We start from the raw sequence: 19,193 nt of genomic DNA, 5'->3' as shown, positions 1-19,193 counted from the left end.
GGAGTGAGTACATATGACTCAATTACAAGATAAACTAAAACAATATGCCGAACTTTTAGTAGGTGTAGGTATGAACGTTCAAAAAGATCAACCAGTATTTATTCGTTCAAGCGTAGATGCGCTTGAGTTAACACATTACATAGTAGAGGCTGCTTACCAACGTGGTGCATCTGACGTTAAAGTAGAATATAGTGATGATAGATTATCACGTTTGAAATTTGAGTATGAGACAGTAGAACATTTTGAGAAAAATGAAGTTAAATCATACGAAGTTGAACAACGTATGGATTACGTTAAAAGAGGTGCAGCGAATCTTGCGTTAATTACTAAAGACCCTGATCTATTAAGTGGCATAGATGGTGATAAATTATCTGCATTTCAAAGACAGTATTCAATGGCATATAAAGGTTATATGGAAGGGAGTCAAAAAAATCAATTTCCTTGGTGTGTAGCAGCATATCCATCAAAATCATGGGCGAAACGTGTCTATCCAGAACTATCTGAAACAGACGCATACTGCAAATTTATCGATGAAGTGCTAGATATTGTGCGAGTAGATGGTAACGATCCGGTGACGAATTGGCAAAAACATGTGGACAATTTAAGTCAACGTGCTAAAAGTTTGCAACTTAAAAACTATAAAGCTTTTCATTATGTGTCAGAAGGTACAGATTTAGAAATTGGTTTACCTGAAGGACATATTTGGGAAGATGCTACGAGTTATACGAGTGAAGGACAAGCTTTTGTAGCTAACATACCTACAGAAGAAGTTTTTACTGCACCACATCGATTGAAAGTTAATGGCTATGTTACGAATAAATTGCCTTTAAGTTATAATGGCAATATTATTGATAATTTCACATTAACATTTAAAGATGGAGCTGTAGTGGACTATAAAGCTGAAAAAGGTGAGTCAGTATTACGCGACTTATTAAATACTGATGAAGGCGCAAAACGTTTAGGAGAAGTAGCGCTCGTACCTGATGATTCACCAATTTCAAACAGAAATACGATTTATTACAATACTTTATTTGATGAAAATGCTTCATGCCACATTGCTCTTGGGGCGGCATATGCTTTCAATATTCAAGGTGGTACAGAAATGACAACGGAGGAAAAAATAGAACACGGACTTAATGACTCGTTGATTCATGTTGATTTTATGATTGGTAGCCCCGATTTAACTATTTATGGTATTACGCAAAATGGTGAAAAAGAATTAGTATTTGAACAAGGAAATTGGGCAAAGTAACATATAACGCTTAATAATTTACAGTGTTTTGATGTAATTTCAAAACACTGATTTTTATTAATTAAAAGCAAAGGAATGGAATATATTATGGGAAATGTAAAGCGTAAGTCAATGTCTGAATCAAGAAGTATTAAGGAAAGACAAGTCTTTCCGCAAGATACAAACCATTTGCATACAATGTTTGGAGGTATATTGATGGCAAATGTGGACGAAATTTCTGCAATAACTGCAACGAAGCATAGTAATTCCCAAGTAGTAACAGCTTCAACAGATTCTGTAGATTTTTTGAAACCGATTAAGACCGGTGATATAGTGTCATACGAAGCTATGGTGTCATATGCAGGACAATCATCTATGGAGGTTTGTGTACAAATTATTATAGAAGATATTATAAAAAATGAACGTCACTTAGCAGCTTTAAGCTTCTTAACTTTTGTTGCATTAGATGAGGATGGTAAACCACGAGAGGTACCTCAAGTATACCCAGAGACACAAACTGAAATGTGGTTTCATGACACGGCGCTTGCACGAGTGAAACGTAGAAAAGAACGTAGAAATGAAAGTAAAGAAACCATAGCATTTTTAGCAAATGCTCAAAATATGAAATAGGTATTGGAACGACAAAATTTAATATAATGACGAAAAAGCGGTTAAGATCATTAATGATCTTAACCGCTTTTTAATCATATTAGAATAACTTGAGTTCATCCCAGTTATATAATTGCAATAAAAACAATACGATAAATTTGAATTATATTTAAAGCATTGTATGTAATGAGTGCATAGTTTTTTCTCTTTCTTTAAAATCAGTATCAGGATAATACATATTTTTTACAAGCACATTAGGGCCGAGACAACTAAATGATGAACAATGACAATTGAGTGATTGTGCGAGCGAGGAGTTTAACCAATGGTTAAACACATCAGGTAATTTATCATTTTTAATATTTGAAATAGTACCGTTTTCGTCTCCAAAGTCTGTCACGATCACATTACCTGTAAACACATTAACATTTAATCGGTTTCTGCCATCCGGATCATTGCGCATTGTAACGTTAGGTGTATCACGTAAACGTTGAAGTAACGCTTGGTCATTCTCGTCATTAATACATGGATAAATTGGTAGCGTCCCAAATAGCATCCATAAATCTGGATCACGTAAATCTAAAAGTTGGTGTATTGCTGTTTTCATGTCTTTAAGTGATAATACATCTAATTGACTTGCAAAATCTGCAGGATACATCGGGTGAATTTCATGTCGTTGACACTTCATGTCATTTACGATTTCTTTATGAATTTTTTCAAGATGTGGCACAGTACTTTGATTTAACATGGTTTCAGCAGAAACAAACATACCTTGATCAGAAAGTGTGCTAGAATTCGTAAGCATTTGATCATATAATTTAAGTTTTGCTTTTAAAGGGGGCTGCTTATCCATTGCTCCGAAACCTACATCTGTAAATTCATCGATTGTACCCCAGTTGTGGGAAATGTGCATCACGTCAATATATTCAGCGATATCTAAGTAGCGATCTAGTGGTAAAGTTAGATTTGAGTTCATTTGTGTATAAATGCCGCGGTCATAAGCATATTTTAATAATGGTTTAACGACATTTTTAATTGATTTTTTAGAAAACATGGGCTCACCACCAGTAATGGACATCGTTTTAAGATCTGGTATTTCATCAAGGCGACGATAAATTAAATCCATTGGTAATGGATCAGGGTCAGCTGTTTGCAGTGTATAACCAACGGCGCAGTGGCTACAACGCATATTACATAAATTAGTTGTAGTAAACTCGATATTGCTTAATGTCAAACGATTATGTGCTTGCATATCATTGTAAGCTTCCCACGGGTCATTGTTTATTGAAATTGGTTTCTTTGAATTAGTAATGTGTAGATTTAGCATAAATTAAACTTCCTTTTTATTAACTTTGTACTTAAGGTAATTGAAAATAAATGTATTTTAGTAATTGCATCATAGCATAATAAAATTAATTAATTTACAAGTAGTGGTGTGATTTCCAAAATAATGTATGTATTTTTGTTGAGGAATAAAAACATAGAACAAAACAGACATTCAATTTAATATTATTAAGACTATACCAAAATTTGTCAAATCCATGTTAGGATATAACTATCATAAAAAAAGGAGTCATTTTTAAAATGGATGAAAATCAAACAATTGATCAAATAAAGGCAAGATTAGAAAAATTTATCGATGACATTGACCATGTTAACCCGGATGAAGTTAAAGTGGAAGATATTGATGAGTGGATTGGCTTACTCGACCAACTAGAAGAAAAAGTTAAAACTGTCTCAAACAATTCTGACTCAAACGAAGCATAAATAAATGAAAAATAAAAATTATGTTTAAATCCTAGTCATTTAGTCTATATTATATGTAGAACTTAAATAGAGAAAGGTGATTAAACATGGCGAAAAAAGTAGCAATCATAGTAACGAATGAATTTGAAGATAGCGAATTAACAAGTCCTAAAGAAGCAATTGAAGAAGCAGGACATGAAACAGTTGTAATTGGCGATGAAGCAAATAGTGAAGTAGTCGGTAAACACGGTGAAAAAGTTACAGTAGATTTAAGCATTGCTGATGCTAATCCTGAAGATTACGATGGATTATTAATTCCTGGTGGATTTTCACCTGATCACTTGCGTGGAGATTCTGAAGGAAGATACGGCACATTTGCGAAATACTTCACTAAAAATGATGTTCCGACCTTTGCAATTTGCCATGGACCACAAATTCTAATAGATACTGACGACTTAAATGGTCGTACATTGACTGCAGTATTAAATGTCCGTAAAGATTTGGCTAACGCTGGAGCACAAGTTGTCGATGAGTCTGTAGTAGTAGATAATAATATTGTTACGAGTCGTACACCAGACGATTTAGATGATTTTAATAGAGAAATTGTAAATCAACTTAACGACTAAAAGTAACATTGATTAAATAAAGTAGTGATTTAATTTAGCATAGCTGGAAAAACATATGATAACGCATATTGAAAAATGATATTTCTTAAATTTATCATGAAGTAATATGTAAGTGTCTTTGTTTTTCCAGTTTTTATTTTATGGAAATGTAAGGTATTTTATGTGGATTGATAATAATGTAAAACTTCATGTTGAGTATTGCATACACCCTTGGACTGATTTTTGCAATTAGCTCTAGATAAACATTTCAACTATTGATAAACTCACTTATAATGATATGAGAGCAACATAAAGGAGCTACCGCATGAAAAGAAGCGATCGATATAAAGAAAATAAACACTATAAAGCAAAAGGTTCGAATATACCGCATCACAATACTTACTCACAACCTGTTAGTAAGCCAAAGAAAAAGAAAAAAGGCATTGGGTTGTTATTTAAACTGTTAATGCCAATCATTCTCATAATAGGCATTTTTATTGGTGCAATGTACGCTCTGTCTTTAAGAGCCGATGTTGATGAATTAAAATCAATTGAAGACAAAGAAAGTTTTGTTTCGGCTTCAAATATGCCTGATTATACAAAAGGCGCATTTATAGCTATGGAAGATGAACGGTTTTACAAGCATCACGGGTTTGATTTCAAAGGAACTTCAAGAGCACTTTTTTCAACATTGAGTGATAAAAGTGTTCAAGGTGGAAGTACTATCACACAACAAGTAGTTAAAAATTACTACTATGATAATGAACAGTCTTTTACTAGGAAAGTTAAAGAATTATTTGTCGCACATAGAGTAGAAAAAAATTATGATAAGAATGAAGTGTTAAGTTTTTATATGAATAATATATATTTTGGTAGCGATCAGTATACTGTCGAATCTGCAGCGAATCATTATTTTGGGGTGACGACAGATAAGAACAATCCAAACTTACCACAAATATCAGTTTTGCAAAGTGCGATCTTAGCAAGTAAAATTAATGCGCCAAGTGTGTATGACATAAATGATATGTCAGATAATTTTATTAATCGTGTTAAAACGGATTTGGAAAAAATGAAACAACAAGATTTTATTACAAATGAGCAATATGAAAATGCTATTCAAGAATTAGGAGTTTAACTAAATAAAGCAGCAATATGACATCTAGTAGCAAGGTAGATGTCATATTGCTGTTTTTCTATTTTTTAGATGGAGTATATGTAAATTGTTTTATGTTGCTCCTACCAATACTCGTTAAACTTTATAATATATTCATAAAAATTTTCACGCTATTAATGCTATAATTTGGTAATACATATTATGAATTAAAATTAATTTTAAATATACTAGACACTATAATTCCATTAATAAACAATATAAGTTATCCTAATAAGTGGAGTGAGGAATATGCCTAAAATTACTAAAATAGAAGTACAGAAAAAGAATAAAGAGCGCTTTAATTTATATTTAGATGGTGAATTTGAAATGGGTATAGATATGGATACGTATATTCACTTTAATTTAAAAAAAGACCAGATTGTCGAAGCGCAAGATATGGAAAAAATTCAAAACTATGATCAATATAGACAAGCTGTAAATACAGCGATTCAGTATATATCTTATCGGAAGAGAACAGATCATGAAGTAATAAAACATTTACAAAAAAAAGAAGTTTCAGAGTCTGTAATAGCAAAGGTAATAGAATATTGCCATGATCAACGTTTGATTGATCATAATGATTATGCTAATAGCTTAAAAAATACTATGATATTAACTACTGACAAAGGTCCGGGGATCTACAAAGAAAAACTGCGTGAAGCAGGTGTCGAACAAATGATTATAGATGATTATGTAGATAAATATGAAGCTGAACAACCATTAGAAGCGGTTGTTAAAGTAGCAAATAAGATTTTAAAGCAAAAAAAAGGTCCAGTAGTAAAAAGAAAAGAAAAATTAACTCAGTCATTAATGCAAAAAGGGTACTCATTTGAAAAGATTAAAGAAGTTATGGAAGAAATGGATTTTTCTCAGCCTGAAGAAGAATTAGATGGTTTATTACAACAAGAATTAGAGAAAGTATATAACAAACAGTCTAGAAAATATTCTGGTAAGAAATTGATTAATAAAACCATTGAAGGTCTTATGAGAAAAGGTTATAAATATGATAAAATTAAAGGTAAATTAGAAGAGAGTGGTATCGTCGATGGAACAGAAGAAATTGAGTGAAATGAGTGAAATAGAATTACGTCATGAAATTCAAGGCTATAAAGAAAAAATGAGAAAAGCAGAAATGAATGGTATTTTAAATGAATATGATGTATATCAAAGTAAAGTTATAATTGCAGAAAGCTACTTAGTTGATAGAACGAAAGTCGAGCTAGGAAAAATATACAAATTAAATGACGGCACAGGAAGCTATTTTAAAGTTGAAAGATTAAAAGGCGTGTTTGCATGGGGCTTTAGAATTAAAAGTTCAGAACCTGAAGAAGGTTTACCTATTGCATTATTAAAATTATAGAAGGATGAAGATAGGATGGGTAGTTCAATTATATTAAAGTTACTGAATGTAACGCATTATTATAGAAATAGAAAATCCAAAAAATGGTATCAACCCTTTGGTTATGATGCAGAAGATATAGAATTGAATAACATTAACCTACATATCTATCAAGGTGAAGCCTTAGGTATAATTGGTGAAATCGATTCCTCTAAATCATTGATAGGTCGTTTGTTGAGCGGTGAAATCAAACCAGATAAGGGTAAAGTTGTGAGAAAGACAGATATGTTTTTCGCGGATATAGAAGATAAATCATTGTTATCTTTATCTGTTAGTGATTATGTAAAAAATGTAATAACATTATTTAAATACAACACTTCTGAACATAAAGTAGAACAAATAATAAAGTTTTCACATCTTCACGACTTAACAAATGCACCAATTCATTCTTTAACCGATCAACAGTATGCTCAATTGCAATTTACGTTGGCTAGAACATCTAGAGCTAGCATTATAATCATGAACCAAATCTTACATAATTTGGATGAAAGTTATTTTGAAAAAGCAATTGAATTAACAGATGAATACATAAATAATAACTTAACAATAGTTATGATAGATGACGATGTAAATCGTATTTCAAGAGCTAGTAATTATTTAGCTTGGATTTCTCACGGACAATTAAGAATGGAAGGTTCAATAAAACAAGTATTGCCTGTGTTTAATGAACATGAAAAGGATAGACATTCATTAAAGACTGAAGAAGAGAAAGCGAATTTTGATGTAGACTGGAAAAAAAGTAGAACAAGAATTCCAGAATTGACTTATAATTTTAGAAGAATTGAACGTTATAAACATGCAAAGCCACCTGTTGCGTTGATTCGTTTTTGGACTTTATTTACGGTTTTCTTTATGGGACTTTTATTTATGGCACTATTGATGTTTAATGATTTAGGTAAACTTGAGATTGGTGAAAATCAAGATCAGGCTTCTATTCAAAACCAACAGAAAAACCCATATGAAGAGAAACTGGCGTATGGTATTGTATTAAATGATGCTATTAATTTAGAAAATATGAAAAATGATAAGAAAATAACTGCAGATGAATATTCATTTGTAACGATTACTGGTGAAAACTCTAAAAATTATCGTGTGGTTGTAGATAATACGAATTATAAAATTGCCAAAAATAAGATACGTTATTTTGATCCAGCGGGATTATTTGAAGAGCATAGTTTGAAATCATTAGCACCGTATATGCATACAAATTATAGTAATTACAATGAATTTTTCAACAGTCATTTGCATAAAAAGCATAATAAAGTAACCGACTCGCTTGTACCTGAAAATGGGAAGGATAACCGTTTTAATGTACCGATTGTGCAACAACCAATTTCTATGATTTTTGACGATCAAAATAAATTAACTGGTTTTACTTTCCCTATTAAAGATAAAAAAGAATTGAAAGATAAATTTGATATTGAAAATAACTTCTGGATAACTAAATCAGGCGATGGCTATTTCATGGCAGATTTAAAGAATAATAAATGGATTTATATTGAATTGTAGGTGTAAAAGATGATTGATAGTATGATTAGCTATTTTAAAAACACGCCATATTTAATGAAACATGCATATCATCGTTTGAAGTCGAAGTGGATGTGGTTAGCAATACCATTTGTGGTAAGCATTGCTATGTTACTTATAATGATGTTGATATTTCATTTAAATGGTACAGAAGAAATAAAGCAAGCACGTGGTTATTTTAGATTATCTTCGTTAGTCTGTTTTGCATTTATTTGGGTTGCGATATATCAAAGCTACAACAGCTTTAAAACTGATTATTTTATAGTGAAATTATTTAATTTCAACCCTATTTACCAAAATATTCTTATTGCGATTGTTACAAGTATAACTATGTTTATAACACTCATAATTATTATGTTAGCAACGCCTGTTAATATTGAAAGTTCTATATACTCTGCATTATTTTATGTTGTTATGACTTTGTTGTTTATCATAGTTACATCTACACTGTTAGGTTTAATTTCAATCATAAATAGTAAAGTTAACATCATATTCTATGTCGTTACATTTATTATGTTCTTTACTGTGCCAATTATTTTTATTCCTAAGAGTGATACATCTATATGGTTACATATTTTAATGTTGAATCCTTTGTTCTATTTGGTTGAAGGTATTTCACAATCTGTAGTGTTAGGTGCATTGAGTTTGAATAATATCCCATATCACTTATTTTTTGTTTTATTTTTAGCAATTATATGTGTATTTATCTATGCATTGTATAGAATTATAGCACATAAAAAATATGTCTATGCGCAATCATCTTCACAAATGAGAGATAAAACGCAAGAAAATCAACAAAATGAAGAACAAGATATCAAAGAAGATTAAACGCATAACCATAATAGTATGTAAAACAGTATATGCGGTTTTTAATTGGAGTATTATTTCTTCATTTTAAGAATAATATTTGTATATGAAATAGAAAAACTGGAGGCAACCGTTAAAATAAACGCGTGCCTCCAGTTTTATTAATAAGATATTGATTTTTACTTTGCAAATAATTTACGTTGCAATTTATCTTCGCTAAACACCCAGCCGATGTATGAATGATCAATCTGCATATCTTTATCTAAGTGAGCAATTGCAACAAAAGAGTAGTGGCCATTTTTTAAATAGCGTAAATCAACTAGCCTTATTTCTGTAGTACCATCCTCTAATTTTTTGGCTTGCCAACGATAAATAGAAGAAAAATTAAGGAAAGTTCTTATGTTTTTATCATTTTTTACATATTGCATCAAATTATCATTAGGAAATGATTGCCGCTTACCTTTATCACTGAAAACAATATTACGTCCGTAACTTCTTCCTACATAATCATGTTCTTCAGTTTGAATAGCGACGCGCCATTGCATAAAACGAATAGTTGGTGCTACAAAAACTTTCACAGGATTATGTTCTTGCTTAATTTGTTTCAATGCTTGTTGTTTAATTATCTCTTGCATTCTAAAACGTATCATATAATATACAACGAGAATAGCAATGATAGGGAAGAAAGCGACATATGGATGAATACCGATTAACCAAAGTAATATTCCAACGCACCATAATATGAAAATAATAGGATCAAAGGTATTTATTACGCTTAACTGAATCCATTTATTAGTAATAGGTCTAAGGGCTTGTGTACCATAAGAATTGAAAATATCTACAAATACATGAAGAAACACAGCTAGTTGCGCCCATAACCAAACATGTGTGTTATCTACATTTTTAAAAAATGTGAAAATAAAAAGTGTTATTAATAAAGGCCATAGAATTGTAAAAGGTATTGAATGTGTTATCCCTCTATGATGGGATATATAAGTAGCATTATCTTTTAATTTAAAAACTGTGTCACCATCAGGTATTAATGAACCAACTACTAATGTTGTAGCTGTTGCTGCAAAAGATCCTGCCATAGCTGGATCTTGGGTAGCTAATGCAGTGAGTCCGATACCCATGACTATATGTGTTCCTGTATCCATAAGTATTCACTCATTTCATGTCAATATTATATTCATTATAATCGAATATGCATAATTTTAAAAATAACATACTATGTTAATCAAAAAAACTTTTACTAAACTAAAGAAAGAGATGTGGAAAATGTTTAATGAACCGAAATTCAAAAAAAATCTTGTAACATGGTTTGAAATCAATCAACGAGAAATGCCATGGAGAGAAACTTCAAATCCTTATTATATCTGGTTAAGCGAAGTTATGTTGCAACAAACACAAGTAAAAACAGTTATAGATTATTATAATAGATTTATTAATCGTTTTCCCACAATTGAAAATTTAAGTAATGCAGAAGAAGATGAAGTGCTAAAGTATTGGGAAGGCTTAGGTTATTATAGTAGAGCGAGAAATTTTCATACTGCAATTAAAGATGTCCACGCAAACTATCAGGGACAAGTGCCTGATTCACCACAAGCATTTGGTGATCTGAAAGGTGTAGGTCCATATACACAAGCGGCAGTGATGAGTATTGCATTTAATTTGCCTTTAGCGACTGTTGATGGAAATGTCTTTAGAGTATGGTCAAGGTTAAATAATGATACAAAAGATATTAAATTGCAATCGACAAGAAAAGCATACGAAAAAGAATTACAACCATATGTTGAAGAAGATTCTGGTACATTTAATCAAGCTATGATGGAATTAGGAGCTTTAGTTTGTACACCGAAAAATCCAATGTGTTTATTTTGTCCTGTTCAAGAGAATTGTGAAGCATTTGAACAAGGGACTGTCGAAGACTTACCAGTAAAAACAACGAAAATTAAAAAGAAACATGTAAAGCAACATGTATACATCGTTAGAAATGAAGATAATCAGTTATTAATAGAAAAAAGAATGCAAAAATTGCTAAATAATATGTGGGAATTTCCAATGTATGAAGCAGATGAAGCAGAAAATATAAATACGAAACTGAATACGAATCTTCAATTTTCAGAAGTACCCATTTTTAAGTTGAAACATCAATTTACTCATATTACATGGGATATTGAGGTATACCTAGCCGATAAAATAATTAATAAAATGGATGTTAATTTACCTGAAAATATGACATGGATGCATGATGATGAGAAAGAAATGTTTAATTTTCCTGTGAGTATGTCGAAAATATTTAAATTCATTTCAACACATTGTTAGACTCGTTGTTGAATACATACTTATGTTATAATTTATATAGTGAAATTAAGAAAAGGTGGTGTGGAGCATGGTAAAAGAATCCATACCTAAAGAAGGTCAGACAATTAAGATTCAAAGTTATAAACATGATGGTAATATACATCGTGTTTGGTCTGAAACTACTATATTAAAAGGTACGGAACATGTTGTAATTGGTGGAAATGATCATACGCTTGTTACTGAAAGTGATAGTCGCACATGGATAACTAGAGAACCAGCAATTGTTTATTTTCATTCTGAATATTGGTTTAATGTTATATGTATGTTTAGAGAAGACGGTGTGTATTACTATTGTAACTTATCATCACCGTTTGTTTGTGATGAAGAAGCGTTAAAATACATTGACTATGATTTGGATATTAAAGTTTATCCAAATGGTAAGTACCATTTATTAGATGAAGATGAGTATGAACAACATATGAGACAAATGAATTATTCTTCAGATATTGATGTGATTTTAAGACGTAACGTTGATATTTTACAACAATGGATTGAACAGAAGAAAGGTCCGTTTGCTCCAGATTTTATAAAAGTTTGGCGTGAACGATATAAAAAAATTAGAAATTATTAAGCACATTTAATGTTTTTAATTTCATTATCATTTATAGTGATATGCGTATGAGCTATTTAGGCATGACAAAACATGGTTAAAATAAATAATCGTATGCGCGCGAATGAAATGATAAACAAACTAAGATACGCGTTTACTACAGCCTCGTTGATAGCTCAACGTAGGCTGTTTCATTTGCTATAAAGTATGGGGGAGGAATGGAATTTATGATTCGTAGATATTTACAATTTGTAAAACCATATAAATGGCGAATCATTGCTACGATACTTGTTGGTATTTTAAAATTTGGGATTCCGATGTTGATTCCATTATTAATAAAATACGTTATTGACGATATTATTAATAATAATTCAATTTCAGTAGAAGAGAAATTTACAAGATTAGCTATTGCTTTGGGAATTGCAGTATTTATTTTTGTAATTGTACGACCACCAATTGAATTTTTAAGACAATATTTAGCACAGTGGACAAGCAATAAGATTTTATATGATATACGTAGAAGACTTTATAATCATTTACAAGCATTAAGTGCTAGGTTCTATGCTAATAACCAAGCAGGACAGGTTATATCTAGAGTGATTAATGATGTCGAGCAAACAAAAGATTTTATTTTAACAGGATTGATGAATATTTGGCTGGATTGTATCACAATTGTGATTGCACTTTCCATTATGTTTTTCTTAGACGCTAAACTAACACTAGCGGCACTTGTGATTTTCCCAGTGTATATACTAACTGTTTACTTTTTCTTTGGTCGTCTAAGAAGTCTAACAAGAAAGAGATCTCAAGCATTAGCAGAAGTACAAGGCTTTTTACATGAACGTGTACAAGGAATGTCTGTTATCAAAAGTTTTGCTATTGAAGATAACGAAGCGCAAAATTTTGATAAACATAACCGTAATTTCTTGCAAAAAGCATTTAATCACACACGTTGGAATGCTTATTCCTTCTCAGCCATTAATACAGTAACCGATATAGGACCGTTAATTGTTATTGGTTCAGGTGCATTTTTAGCTATTAATGGCTCAATAACTGTTGGGACATTAGCTGCATTCGTTGGCTATTTAGAGCAATTATTTGGTCCGTTACGTCGACTTGTATCTTCATTTACAACGTTGACACAAAGTTTTGCTTCAATGGACCGTGTTTTCCAATTAATGGATGAAGGTTATGACATTAAAAATAAAAAAGGCGCATTACCAATTGAAATTAATAAGGGTCGTATAGAGTTAAATGATGTAAGTTTTAAATATAACTCAGAAGAATCAACAATTTTAAATAATATAAATTTAGAAATTAACCAAGGTGAAACGGTAGCGTTTGTTGGTATGAGTGGTGGAGGGAAATCTACTCTAATCAATTTGATACCTAGGTTTTATGATGTAACAGATGGTGAAATTAAAATTGATGGTACTAATATCAAATCATATTTAACTGGAAGTTTAAGAAATCAAATAGGATTAGTCCAACAAGATAACATCTTGTTTTCAGACACAATAAAAGAGAATATCTTATTGGGTCGCCCTGACGCCACAGATGAAGAAGTGATAAAAGCTGCTAAGATGGCCAATGCTCATGACTTTATCATGGAATTATCTGAAGGCTATGATACAGAAGTTGGGGAAAGAGGCGTAAAACTTTCCGGCGGACAGAAACAACGTGTATCTATCGCTCGTATTTTCTTAAACAACCCACCTATTATTATTTTAGATGAGGCTACAAGTGCTCTAGATTTAGAAAGTGAATCTATTATTCAAGATGCATTAAATATTTTAAGTGAAAATCGTACAACATTGATAGTCGCACATAGACTTTCAACTATTACACATGCTGATAAAATTGTAGTAATCGAAAATGGAGAGATTGTTGAAACAGGTACACATGAAGCGTTATTAGCTAAGAAAGGTGCTTATGAACATCTTTATAGTATACAAAACCTGTAAAATAGTATGTTCTTGCTGATTTGATAAAAGACATAAAAAAGCCCGAGAGTGTTGTAATAACACAATCTCGGGCTTTTTTTTATAAGTCGAAATCTTCATCTAAAATATCAATATCATTATCGTTATTATGATATGAGAAGAAACTGATGCGCAGTCTATCTAAATGTTCTAGCGTATAGCGATATTCTTCTATTGCAGATATAATTTGCATAATATTAGCATAAGAGTATACCGTTTGATATGGGTTTTTAATTATTTCTTTTTGGAAAGCATCCATAAGTTCTTTTTTCTGTGGATTTTCTATTTGACTGTCGAATTGACTAACATCATATTTAGCTTTTTTAGATAGACTAATAAATATTTGTTCATGATATGCAATTAGAGTATCTAATTCTAATTTAATTTGAAGTAGTAACTCATGATTTAAGTTGTGTAAATCGTTTTGGTAACGATTCATTTTTTTTAGTACCTCATATGCATGACGAGTACTACGAACGACTTCTTTAAAAAGTATCTTTTTACGATTTTGTGCGTATACTTGTTTTTTAGTAAATGGTCGTTCCTCTTCATAATAACTAAATGTTTGTTCAAGTCTCTTGATGCGATCACTTATTACTCCTCTATCTTCTTTAATATGGTGGTATTCTGATGTATCGTTCAATACGAGTTTAAACCATACAAAAATATCAGAACATATATTCAAAGAGTTGTAATAAATTTTTGATTCAAATTTTGGTGGTAAGAATAATAGATTAACTGTTGAAGAACTAATTACACCAATCATAACTAGTACAAATCTATAAAATGCAGAAACATAAAAATCCCCTGAGTGCTGCCCCATAATAATTAACGCTGTAACACTCGCTAATGTAGCAACATGTGCTAAATTGAAACGGAAAAGTATAGCAATTAAAAGTATGACAGTGACACCCATAATTATGACATTATCTCCAAATACCGTAACCATTGCTACAGCAAGTAATGCACCAACGACATTACCAAGCGCTTGATCAGAAACAGTTTTTATAGATCGAAAAACACTTGGTTGCATAGCAACGACTGCACTGACTCCAGCGATTGCTTTTAAACCAGCTTCATTAGGTAATAGAGAAGCGATAAACAAAGCAAGTATAATGGCTATACCTGTCTTGAGAATACGGGCTCCTAATTTCAAATGTACCGCTCCTTAATAAATGTATTTATACTTGTTATACAATGATTGGAGCTAAAATTCAAGTTTATTTCATTTGACTAAAAGCGTAATCGGCTGCTTTTAGTGTTGCATCTATTTCTTCTTCAGTATGTTCTGTTGTTAAGAACCAAGCTTCAAATTTAGAAGGTGCTAGGTTTATACCTTGATTTAGCATCAATTTAAAGAATTTACCGAAGGCCTCTCCATCTGAATTTTCCGCTTGATCATAGTGAACAACAGTCTCTTCTGTAAAATAGAGTGTAAGTGCGCCATATACTCTATTAATTGTAGCTGTAATATTATGCTTTTCTATTAATGATAGTAGTCCATCCTCTAAGCGTTTACCTAAGTCGTCTAATTTTTCATAAACGCCATCTTGTTCTAGTACTTCTAATAATGCAATACCAGCTTTCATAGATAAAGGGTTTCCAGCCATTGTACCCGCTTGGTATGCAGGGCCTAATGGGGCAACTTGTTCCATAATTTCTTGTTTACCGCCATACCCACCAATTGGTAGACCGCCTCCTACAATTTTGCCAAATGCAGTTAGATCAGGATAAACATTATACAAATCTTGAGCTCCGCCAAAATGGAACCTAAATGCAGTAATCACTTCGTCATATATTACTAAACTTCCATTGTTATGTGATATTTCATTTACTTGTTCTAAAAAGTTAGGTTGTGGTTTAACCATACCGAAATTTCCGACAATCGGTTCTACAAGAACTGCAGCGATTTCATCGCCCCAATAGTCTATAGCTTCTTTGTATGCATCAATATCATTGTAAGGCACAGTAATTACTTCTTGAGCGACACTTAAAGGTACACCAGCAGAATCAGGAGAGCCTAATTGTGATGGACCACTACCGGCAGCTACTAATACTAAATCTGAATGACCATGATATTGTCCGGCAAACTTGATGATTTTAGTTCGATTCGTATAAGCACGTGCGACACGTATAGTAGTCATTACAGCTTCAGTCCCAGAGTTAACAAATCTAATTTTTTCTAACGAAGGGATTGCTCCGCGTAATTTTTGGGCAAATTCAATTTCTAATTCTGTAGGTGTACCATATAACACACCTAATGCTGCTTGTTCTTGAATTGCTTTAGTAATATGTGGGTGTGCGTGCCCAGTGATAATTGGACCGTAAGCTTGTAAGTAATCAATATATTTGTTTCCATCGACATCATAAAGATATGCGCCTTGTCCAGAACGCATCATTACTGGCGCTCCTCCGCCAACTGCTTTATATGAACGTGAAGGTGAATTTACACCACCTAAAATATATTCATCAGATAATTTCTGAAGTTTTTCACTTTCAGTAAATTTCATAGTTATCAACCTCTTTTAATTTAATATTTACGACTATTATCGTATCATAAAATAAAGAATAAAAAGAAATAGGGTGAATGAAATGTTAAAAAAAGGAAGTCAGTTTCCAAAGTTTGAATTAGAAAATCAGAATGGTGAGTTAATATCAAATGAAAGTATTAAAGGTAAAAAGGCTGTGCTTTATTTTTACCCGAGGGATAACACACCAACATGTACTACGGAAGCTTGTGATTTTAGGGATAACCTTGAAATGTTTAATGAATTAAATGTAAATGTTTATGGAATTAGTGGAGATAGTAAAAAGAAACATCAAAATTTTAGCAATAAGTTAGAGTTGAATTTTGATTTATTGGTAGACGAAGATTATAAACTTTCTGAAGAAGTTGGCGTATATCAATTAAAAAAATCTTTTGGCAAAGAATCAATGGGTATTGTAAGAACTACTTTTGTTTTAGATGAAAATGGAATTATTATAGATATAATTGAAAAAGTAAAAGTGAAAACTCAAATTGAAGAACTAAAAGATATATTGGGGTGATTTAAATGAAAGCTGTAAGTTTAATGAGGATGGGTGATCTAGAAACTGATTTAACAGAACGCTTTCCTAATGTTGACTTTGTATTTACAACAGGAGTTTCTAGTATCAATACACAAGATAAACAAAACATAGATATATTGTTTGGCTACGATAGTAATTTAGATGCTGCATTTTTAAGTGACTGTCCAAATTTAAAATGGTTAGCCTGGTACTCTACAGGTGTGAATAATCTTCCATTAAAATTTATTGATGAAAATAATATAAAACTTACAAATGGAAAAGGTGTACATGCAAAACAGATGTCAGAGTTTATCTTTGCGTATATCTTAGATGATTATAAAAAAATGAGAACTTCCTATTTAAATCAAATTAAAAAGTATTATGATTCAAAAATGAGTGGTAAAAGATTAAGTGGCCAGAGATTATTATTTCTTGGGACAGGCAGTATTGCACAAAATACTACTAAAATAGCTAATACCATGAACATGGAAGTGATTGGCATAAATACTAATGCTCATAGTGTAGAGGGCTTTAGTAAAACATATGCTATTAAAGATTTGAAGGATGTTATATCTGAAGCGGATATAATTGTTAACACACTTCCCGAAACTAGTGAAACAATACATCTACTCACAAAAAATCATTTTGAATTGATGAAAAACGATGCTCTATTTATTAATGTAGGTAGAGGAACTATTGTAAAGGAAGAAGTTTTAGTTGAAGCATTAAAGGAAGAATTGATTAGACATGCATACTTAGATGTTTTTGAAAATGAACCATTAACTCCAGAAAATCCACTATATGAATTAGAGAACGTTACGATTACAGCTCATATTACTGGTAATGGTTCAGAAAACAAAGCAGAAGTAACACAAATTTTCATTAAAAATCTAACATCTATTCTCAATAACAATGAACTAATTGAGAATTTAGTTGATCCAAAGAGCGGATATTAATGAGTTTAGACTAAGAATATTGACATTTCCCCAATTTAACAGTTATATTAATATTAAGTAATAATAATTCTTAAATAGAAAGATGGGGATGGAAATGAGTGCAGAGATGGAAACAGTTGAACATCAACTAGAAGATTCAATTGCATCTTTAAGAAATAATGGCGTGAGAATAACTCCACAAAGACAAGCAATCCTTAAATTCTTAATTGCTTCAGAGTCGCATCCTACAGCCGATGAAATTTATCAAGCACTTTCACCTGATTTTCCAAATATAAGTGTTGCTACTATATATAATAATTTACGTGTCTTCAAAGAAATAGGGATAGTTAAAGAATTGCCATACGGTGATTCATCAAGTCGTTTTGATTTTAGTACACACAATCACTACCATGTTATTTGTGAGGATTGTGGAAAAATTGTAGACTTTCATTATCCACAACTAGATGAGGTAGAACAATTAGCTCAACACGTAACAGATTTTAATGTAACGCATCATCGTATGGAAATTTATGGTTTATGTAAAGATTGCCAAGATAAAAAAGAATAATCAAAACCATAGTTGAAGTAATGATTAATTTAATAGTTACGAAGTAACTAAATTGAAAGAAAGAAACCGAGACATTAAATATCTCAGTTTCTTTTTTGTTTTCAATTCCTTCTATAGTAGAAACAGATATAATTGAAAATATATGATTATTTAAAAATGTAAATACATATTGTATATAAAAATTACATTCATTAACCAATGGAAACAGGAAATTGAAACAAAATGAGTAAATAGTTATGCAGTGTTATTACACAATTTAAAAAACCTATACATCTATTTACTAAATAGTGAATATAAAGGTAAAATTCAACTAAAAAGATTCGGGATAATTATTGACGATATGTAATAATATTGATACTATATAAAAGTCGTCAAAACAAGACGCACTGCAACATCGATTGAAACAAAAATGATTTTTAAAAAGTGTAAAATTAACGCTTGTGAATATCATTTAGAAGTTATATAATAGTAAATGTTGAGTTGAGAAAAACGAAACAAACTTAATAAAAAAACTTAAAAATTATCATTGACTTAACAAAAACTTAATGATAAAATAATTTCTTGTAACACATTAATGAACATTGAAAACTGAATTGCAATATGTCAACGTTAATTCCGAACGCAACATTAAATTGTTGGTTCAAAACAAGTGTTAGAGATAACACAAATTAG

At 31.2% G+C, this 19,193-nt stretch carries 19 protein-coding genes; 15 read left to right on the top strand and 4 right to left on the bottom strand.

Annotated elements, in window-relative coordinates; genetic code table 11:
- The first annotated feature begins 13 nt into the window (after window positions 1-13).
- Window positions 14-1,252, top strand: coding sequence for an aminopeptidase (locus tag BTM19_RS11590; protein ID WP_038678839.1), 1,239 nt, complete (start codon window positions 14-16; stop codon window positions 1,250-1,252).
- An 87-nt stretch (window positions 1,253-1,339) separates the two neighbouring features.
- Entirely contained in the window at window positions 1,340-1,861 is a 522-nt protein-coding gene (locus BTM19_RS11585; RefSeq protein ID WP_029378985.1) for an acyl-CoA thioesterase, read from the top strand.
- 148 nt (window positions 1,862-2,009) lie between these two features.
- Here BTM19_RS11585 and yfkAB read toward each other — a convergent pair whose 3' ends face one another.
- Window positions 2,010-3,164, bottom strand: coding sequence for a radical SAM/CxCxxxxC motif protein YfkAB (yfkAB, locus tag BTM19_RS11580; RefSeq protein WP_038678837.1), 1,155 nt, complete (start codon window positions 3,162-3,164; stop codon window positions 2,010-2,012).
- Window positions 3,165-3,421: 257 nt separating this feature from the next.
- Between yfkAB and BTM19_RS11575 the strand changes: the two genes are divergently transcribed.
- The 7 genes from BTM19_RS11575 (at window position 3,422) to BTM19_RS11545 (ending at window position 9,095) form a co-directional block, all read left to right on the top strand.
- A complete protein-coding gene (locus BTM19_RS11575; RefSeq protein ID WP_029378987.1) occupies window positions 3,422-3,604 on the top strand; it encodes an SE1561 family protein in 183 nt (60 codons plus the stop codon).
- Window positions 3,605-3,690: 86 nt separating this feature from the next.
- Entirely contained in the window at window positions 3,691-4,209 is a 519-nt protein-coding gene (locus BTM19_RS11570; protein ID WP_029378988.1) for a type 1 glutamine amidotransferase domain-containing protein, read from the top strand.
- A gap of 304 nt (window positions 4,210-4,513) precedes the next feature.
- Window positions 4,514-5,323: a monofunctional peptidoglycan glycosyltransferase SgtB gene (gene sgtB / locus BTM19_RS11565; protein ID WP_029378989.1), complete on the top strand. Its 810-nt coding sequence runs from the start codon at window positions 4,514-4,516 to the stop codon at window positions 5,321-5,323.
- Between the two features lie 267 nt (window positions 5,324-5,590).
- Complete coding sequence (recX, locus tag BTM19_RS11560; RefSeq protein WP_058625641.1) at window positions 5,591-6,409, top strand: recombination regulator RecX; 819 nt, start codon at window positions 5,591-5,593, stop codon at window positions 6,407-6,409.
- Window positions 6,387-6,701 carry a YfhH family protein gene (locus tag BTM19_RS11555; protein ID WP_029378991.1) on the top strand — a complete coding sequence of 105 codons (315 nt, stop codon included), beginning with the start codon at window positions 6,387-6,389 and terminating at the stop codon, window positions 6,699-6,701. Before recX ends, BTM19_RS11555 begins: the two co-directional genes overlap by 23 nt.
- A gap of 15 nt (window positions 6,702-6,716) precedes the next feature.
- The gene (locus BTM19_RS11550; protein WP_029378992.1) at window positions 6,717-8,249 is read left to right on the top strand and encodes an ATP-binding cassette domain-containing protein; all 1,533 of its coding nucleotides are present in this window, start codon (window positions 6,717-6,719) and stop codon (window positions 8,247-8,249) included.
- A 9-nt stretch (window positions 8,250-8,258) separates the two neighbouring features.
- Window positions 8,259-9,095 (top strand): sugar ABC transporter permease, encoded by an 837-nt coding sequence (locus BTM19_RS11545; RefSeq protein WP_029378993.1) that lies wholly within the window; start codon window positions 8,259-8,261, stop codon window positions 9,093-9,095.
- Window positions 9,096-9,253: 158 nt separating this feature from the next.
- On the opposite strand, the gene BTM19_RS11540 is transcribed toward BTM19_RS11545, so the two are convergent.
- Window positions 9,254-10,231, bottom strand: a complete 978-nt coding sequence (locus tag BTM19_RS11540) for a metal-dependent hydrolase (protein ID WP_029378994.1) — start codon at window positions 10,229-10,231, stop codon at window positions 9,254-9,256.
- Window positions 10,232-10,352: 121 nt separating this feature from the next.
- Here BTM19_RS11540 and mutY point away from each other — a divergent pair, with 121 nt between their 5' ends.
- The 3 genes from mutY to BTM19_RS11525 all read left to right on the top strand — a co-directional run bounded on the left by mutY (window position 10,353) and on the right by BTM19_RS11525 (window position 13,952).
- On the top strand, window positions 10,353-11,399 hold the full coding sequence (mutY, locus tag BTM19_RS11535) for an A/G-specific adenine glycosylase (RefSeq protein ID WP_038678833.1): 1,047 nt from the start codon (window positions 10,353-10,355) through the stop codon (window positions 11,397-11,399).
- 67 nt (window positions 11,400-11,466) lie between these two features.
- Window positions 11,467-12,009, top strand: a complete 543-nt coding sequence (gene ntdP, locus BTM19_RS11530) for a nucleoside tri-diphosphate phosphatase (protein WP_017722819.1) — start codon at window positions 11,467-11,469, stop codon at window positions 12,007-12,009.
- A gap of 206 nt (window positions 12,010-12,215) precedes the next feature.
- A complete protein-coding gene (locus BTM19_RS11525; RefSeq protein WP_029378996.1) occupies window positions 12,216-13,952 on the top strand; it encodes an ABC transporter ATP-binding protein in 1,737 nt (578 codons plus the stop codon).
- 79 nt (window positions 13,953-14,031) lie between these two features.
- On the opposite strand, the gene BTM19_RS11520 is transcribed toward BTM19_RS11525, so the two are convergent.
- Both BTM19_RS11520 and BTM19_RS11515 read right to left on the bottom strand, forming a co-directional pair.
- Entirely contained in the window at window positions 14,032-15,126 is a 1,095-nt protein-coding gene (locus BTM19_RS11520) for an FUSC family protein (protein ID WP_029378997.1), read from the bottom strand.
- 64 nt (window positions 15,127-15,190) lie between these two features.
- Window positions 15,191-16,480, bottom strand: a complete 1,290-nt coding sequence (locus tag BTM19_RS11515) for a glutamate-1-semialdehyde 2,1-aminomutase (protein WP_029378998.1) — start codon at window positions 16,478-16,480, stop codon at window positions 15,191-15,193.
- A gap of 82 nt (window positions 16,481-16,562) precedes the next feature.
- Here BTM19_RS11515 and bcp point away from each other — a divergent pair, with 82 nt between their 5' ends.
- The 3 genes from bcp (at window position 16,563) to perR (ending at window position 18,521) form a co-directional block, all read left to right on the top strand.
- Window positions 16,563-17,018 carry a thioredoxin-dependent thiol peroxidase gene (gene bcp / locus BTM19_RS11510; protein ID WP_029378999.1) on the top strand — a complete coding sequence of 152 codons (456 nt, stop codon included), beginning with the start codon at window positions 16,563-16,565 and terminating at the stop codon, window positions 17,016-17,018.
- Window positions 17,019-17,023: 5 nt separating this feature from the next.
- Complete coding sequence (locus BTM19_RS11505) at window positions 17,024-17,974, top strand: phosphoglycerate dehydrogenase (protein ID WP_029379000.1); 951 nt, start codon at window positions 17,024-17,026, stop codon at window positions 17,972-17,974.
- A gap of 94 nt (window positions 17,975-18,068) precedes the next feature.
- Window positions 18,069-18,521, top strand: coding sequence for a peroxide-responsive transcriptional repressor PerR (gene perR, locus BTM19_RS11500; RefSeq protein ID WP_017722825.1), 453 nt, complete (start codon window positions 18,069-18,071; stop codon window positions 18,519-18,521).
- Window positions 18,522-19,193: the final 672 nt, after the last annotated feature.

The organism is Staphylococcus xylosus, from assembly GCF_002732165.1.
Taxonomy (GTDB): domain Bacteria; phylum Bacillota; class Bacilli; order Staphylococcales; family Staphylococcaceae; genus Staphylococcus; species Staphylococcus xylosus.
This window is presented reverse-complemented; position numbering and strand designations above follow the sequence as displayed.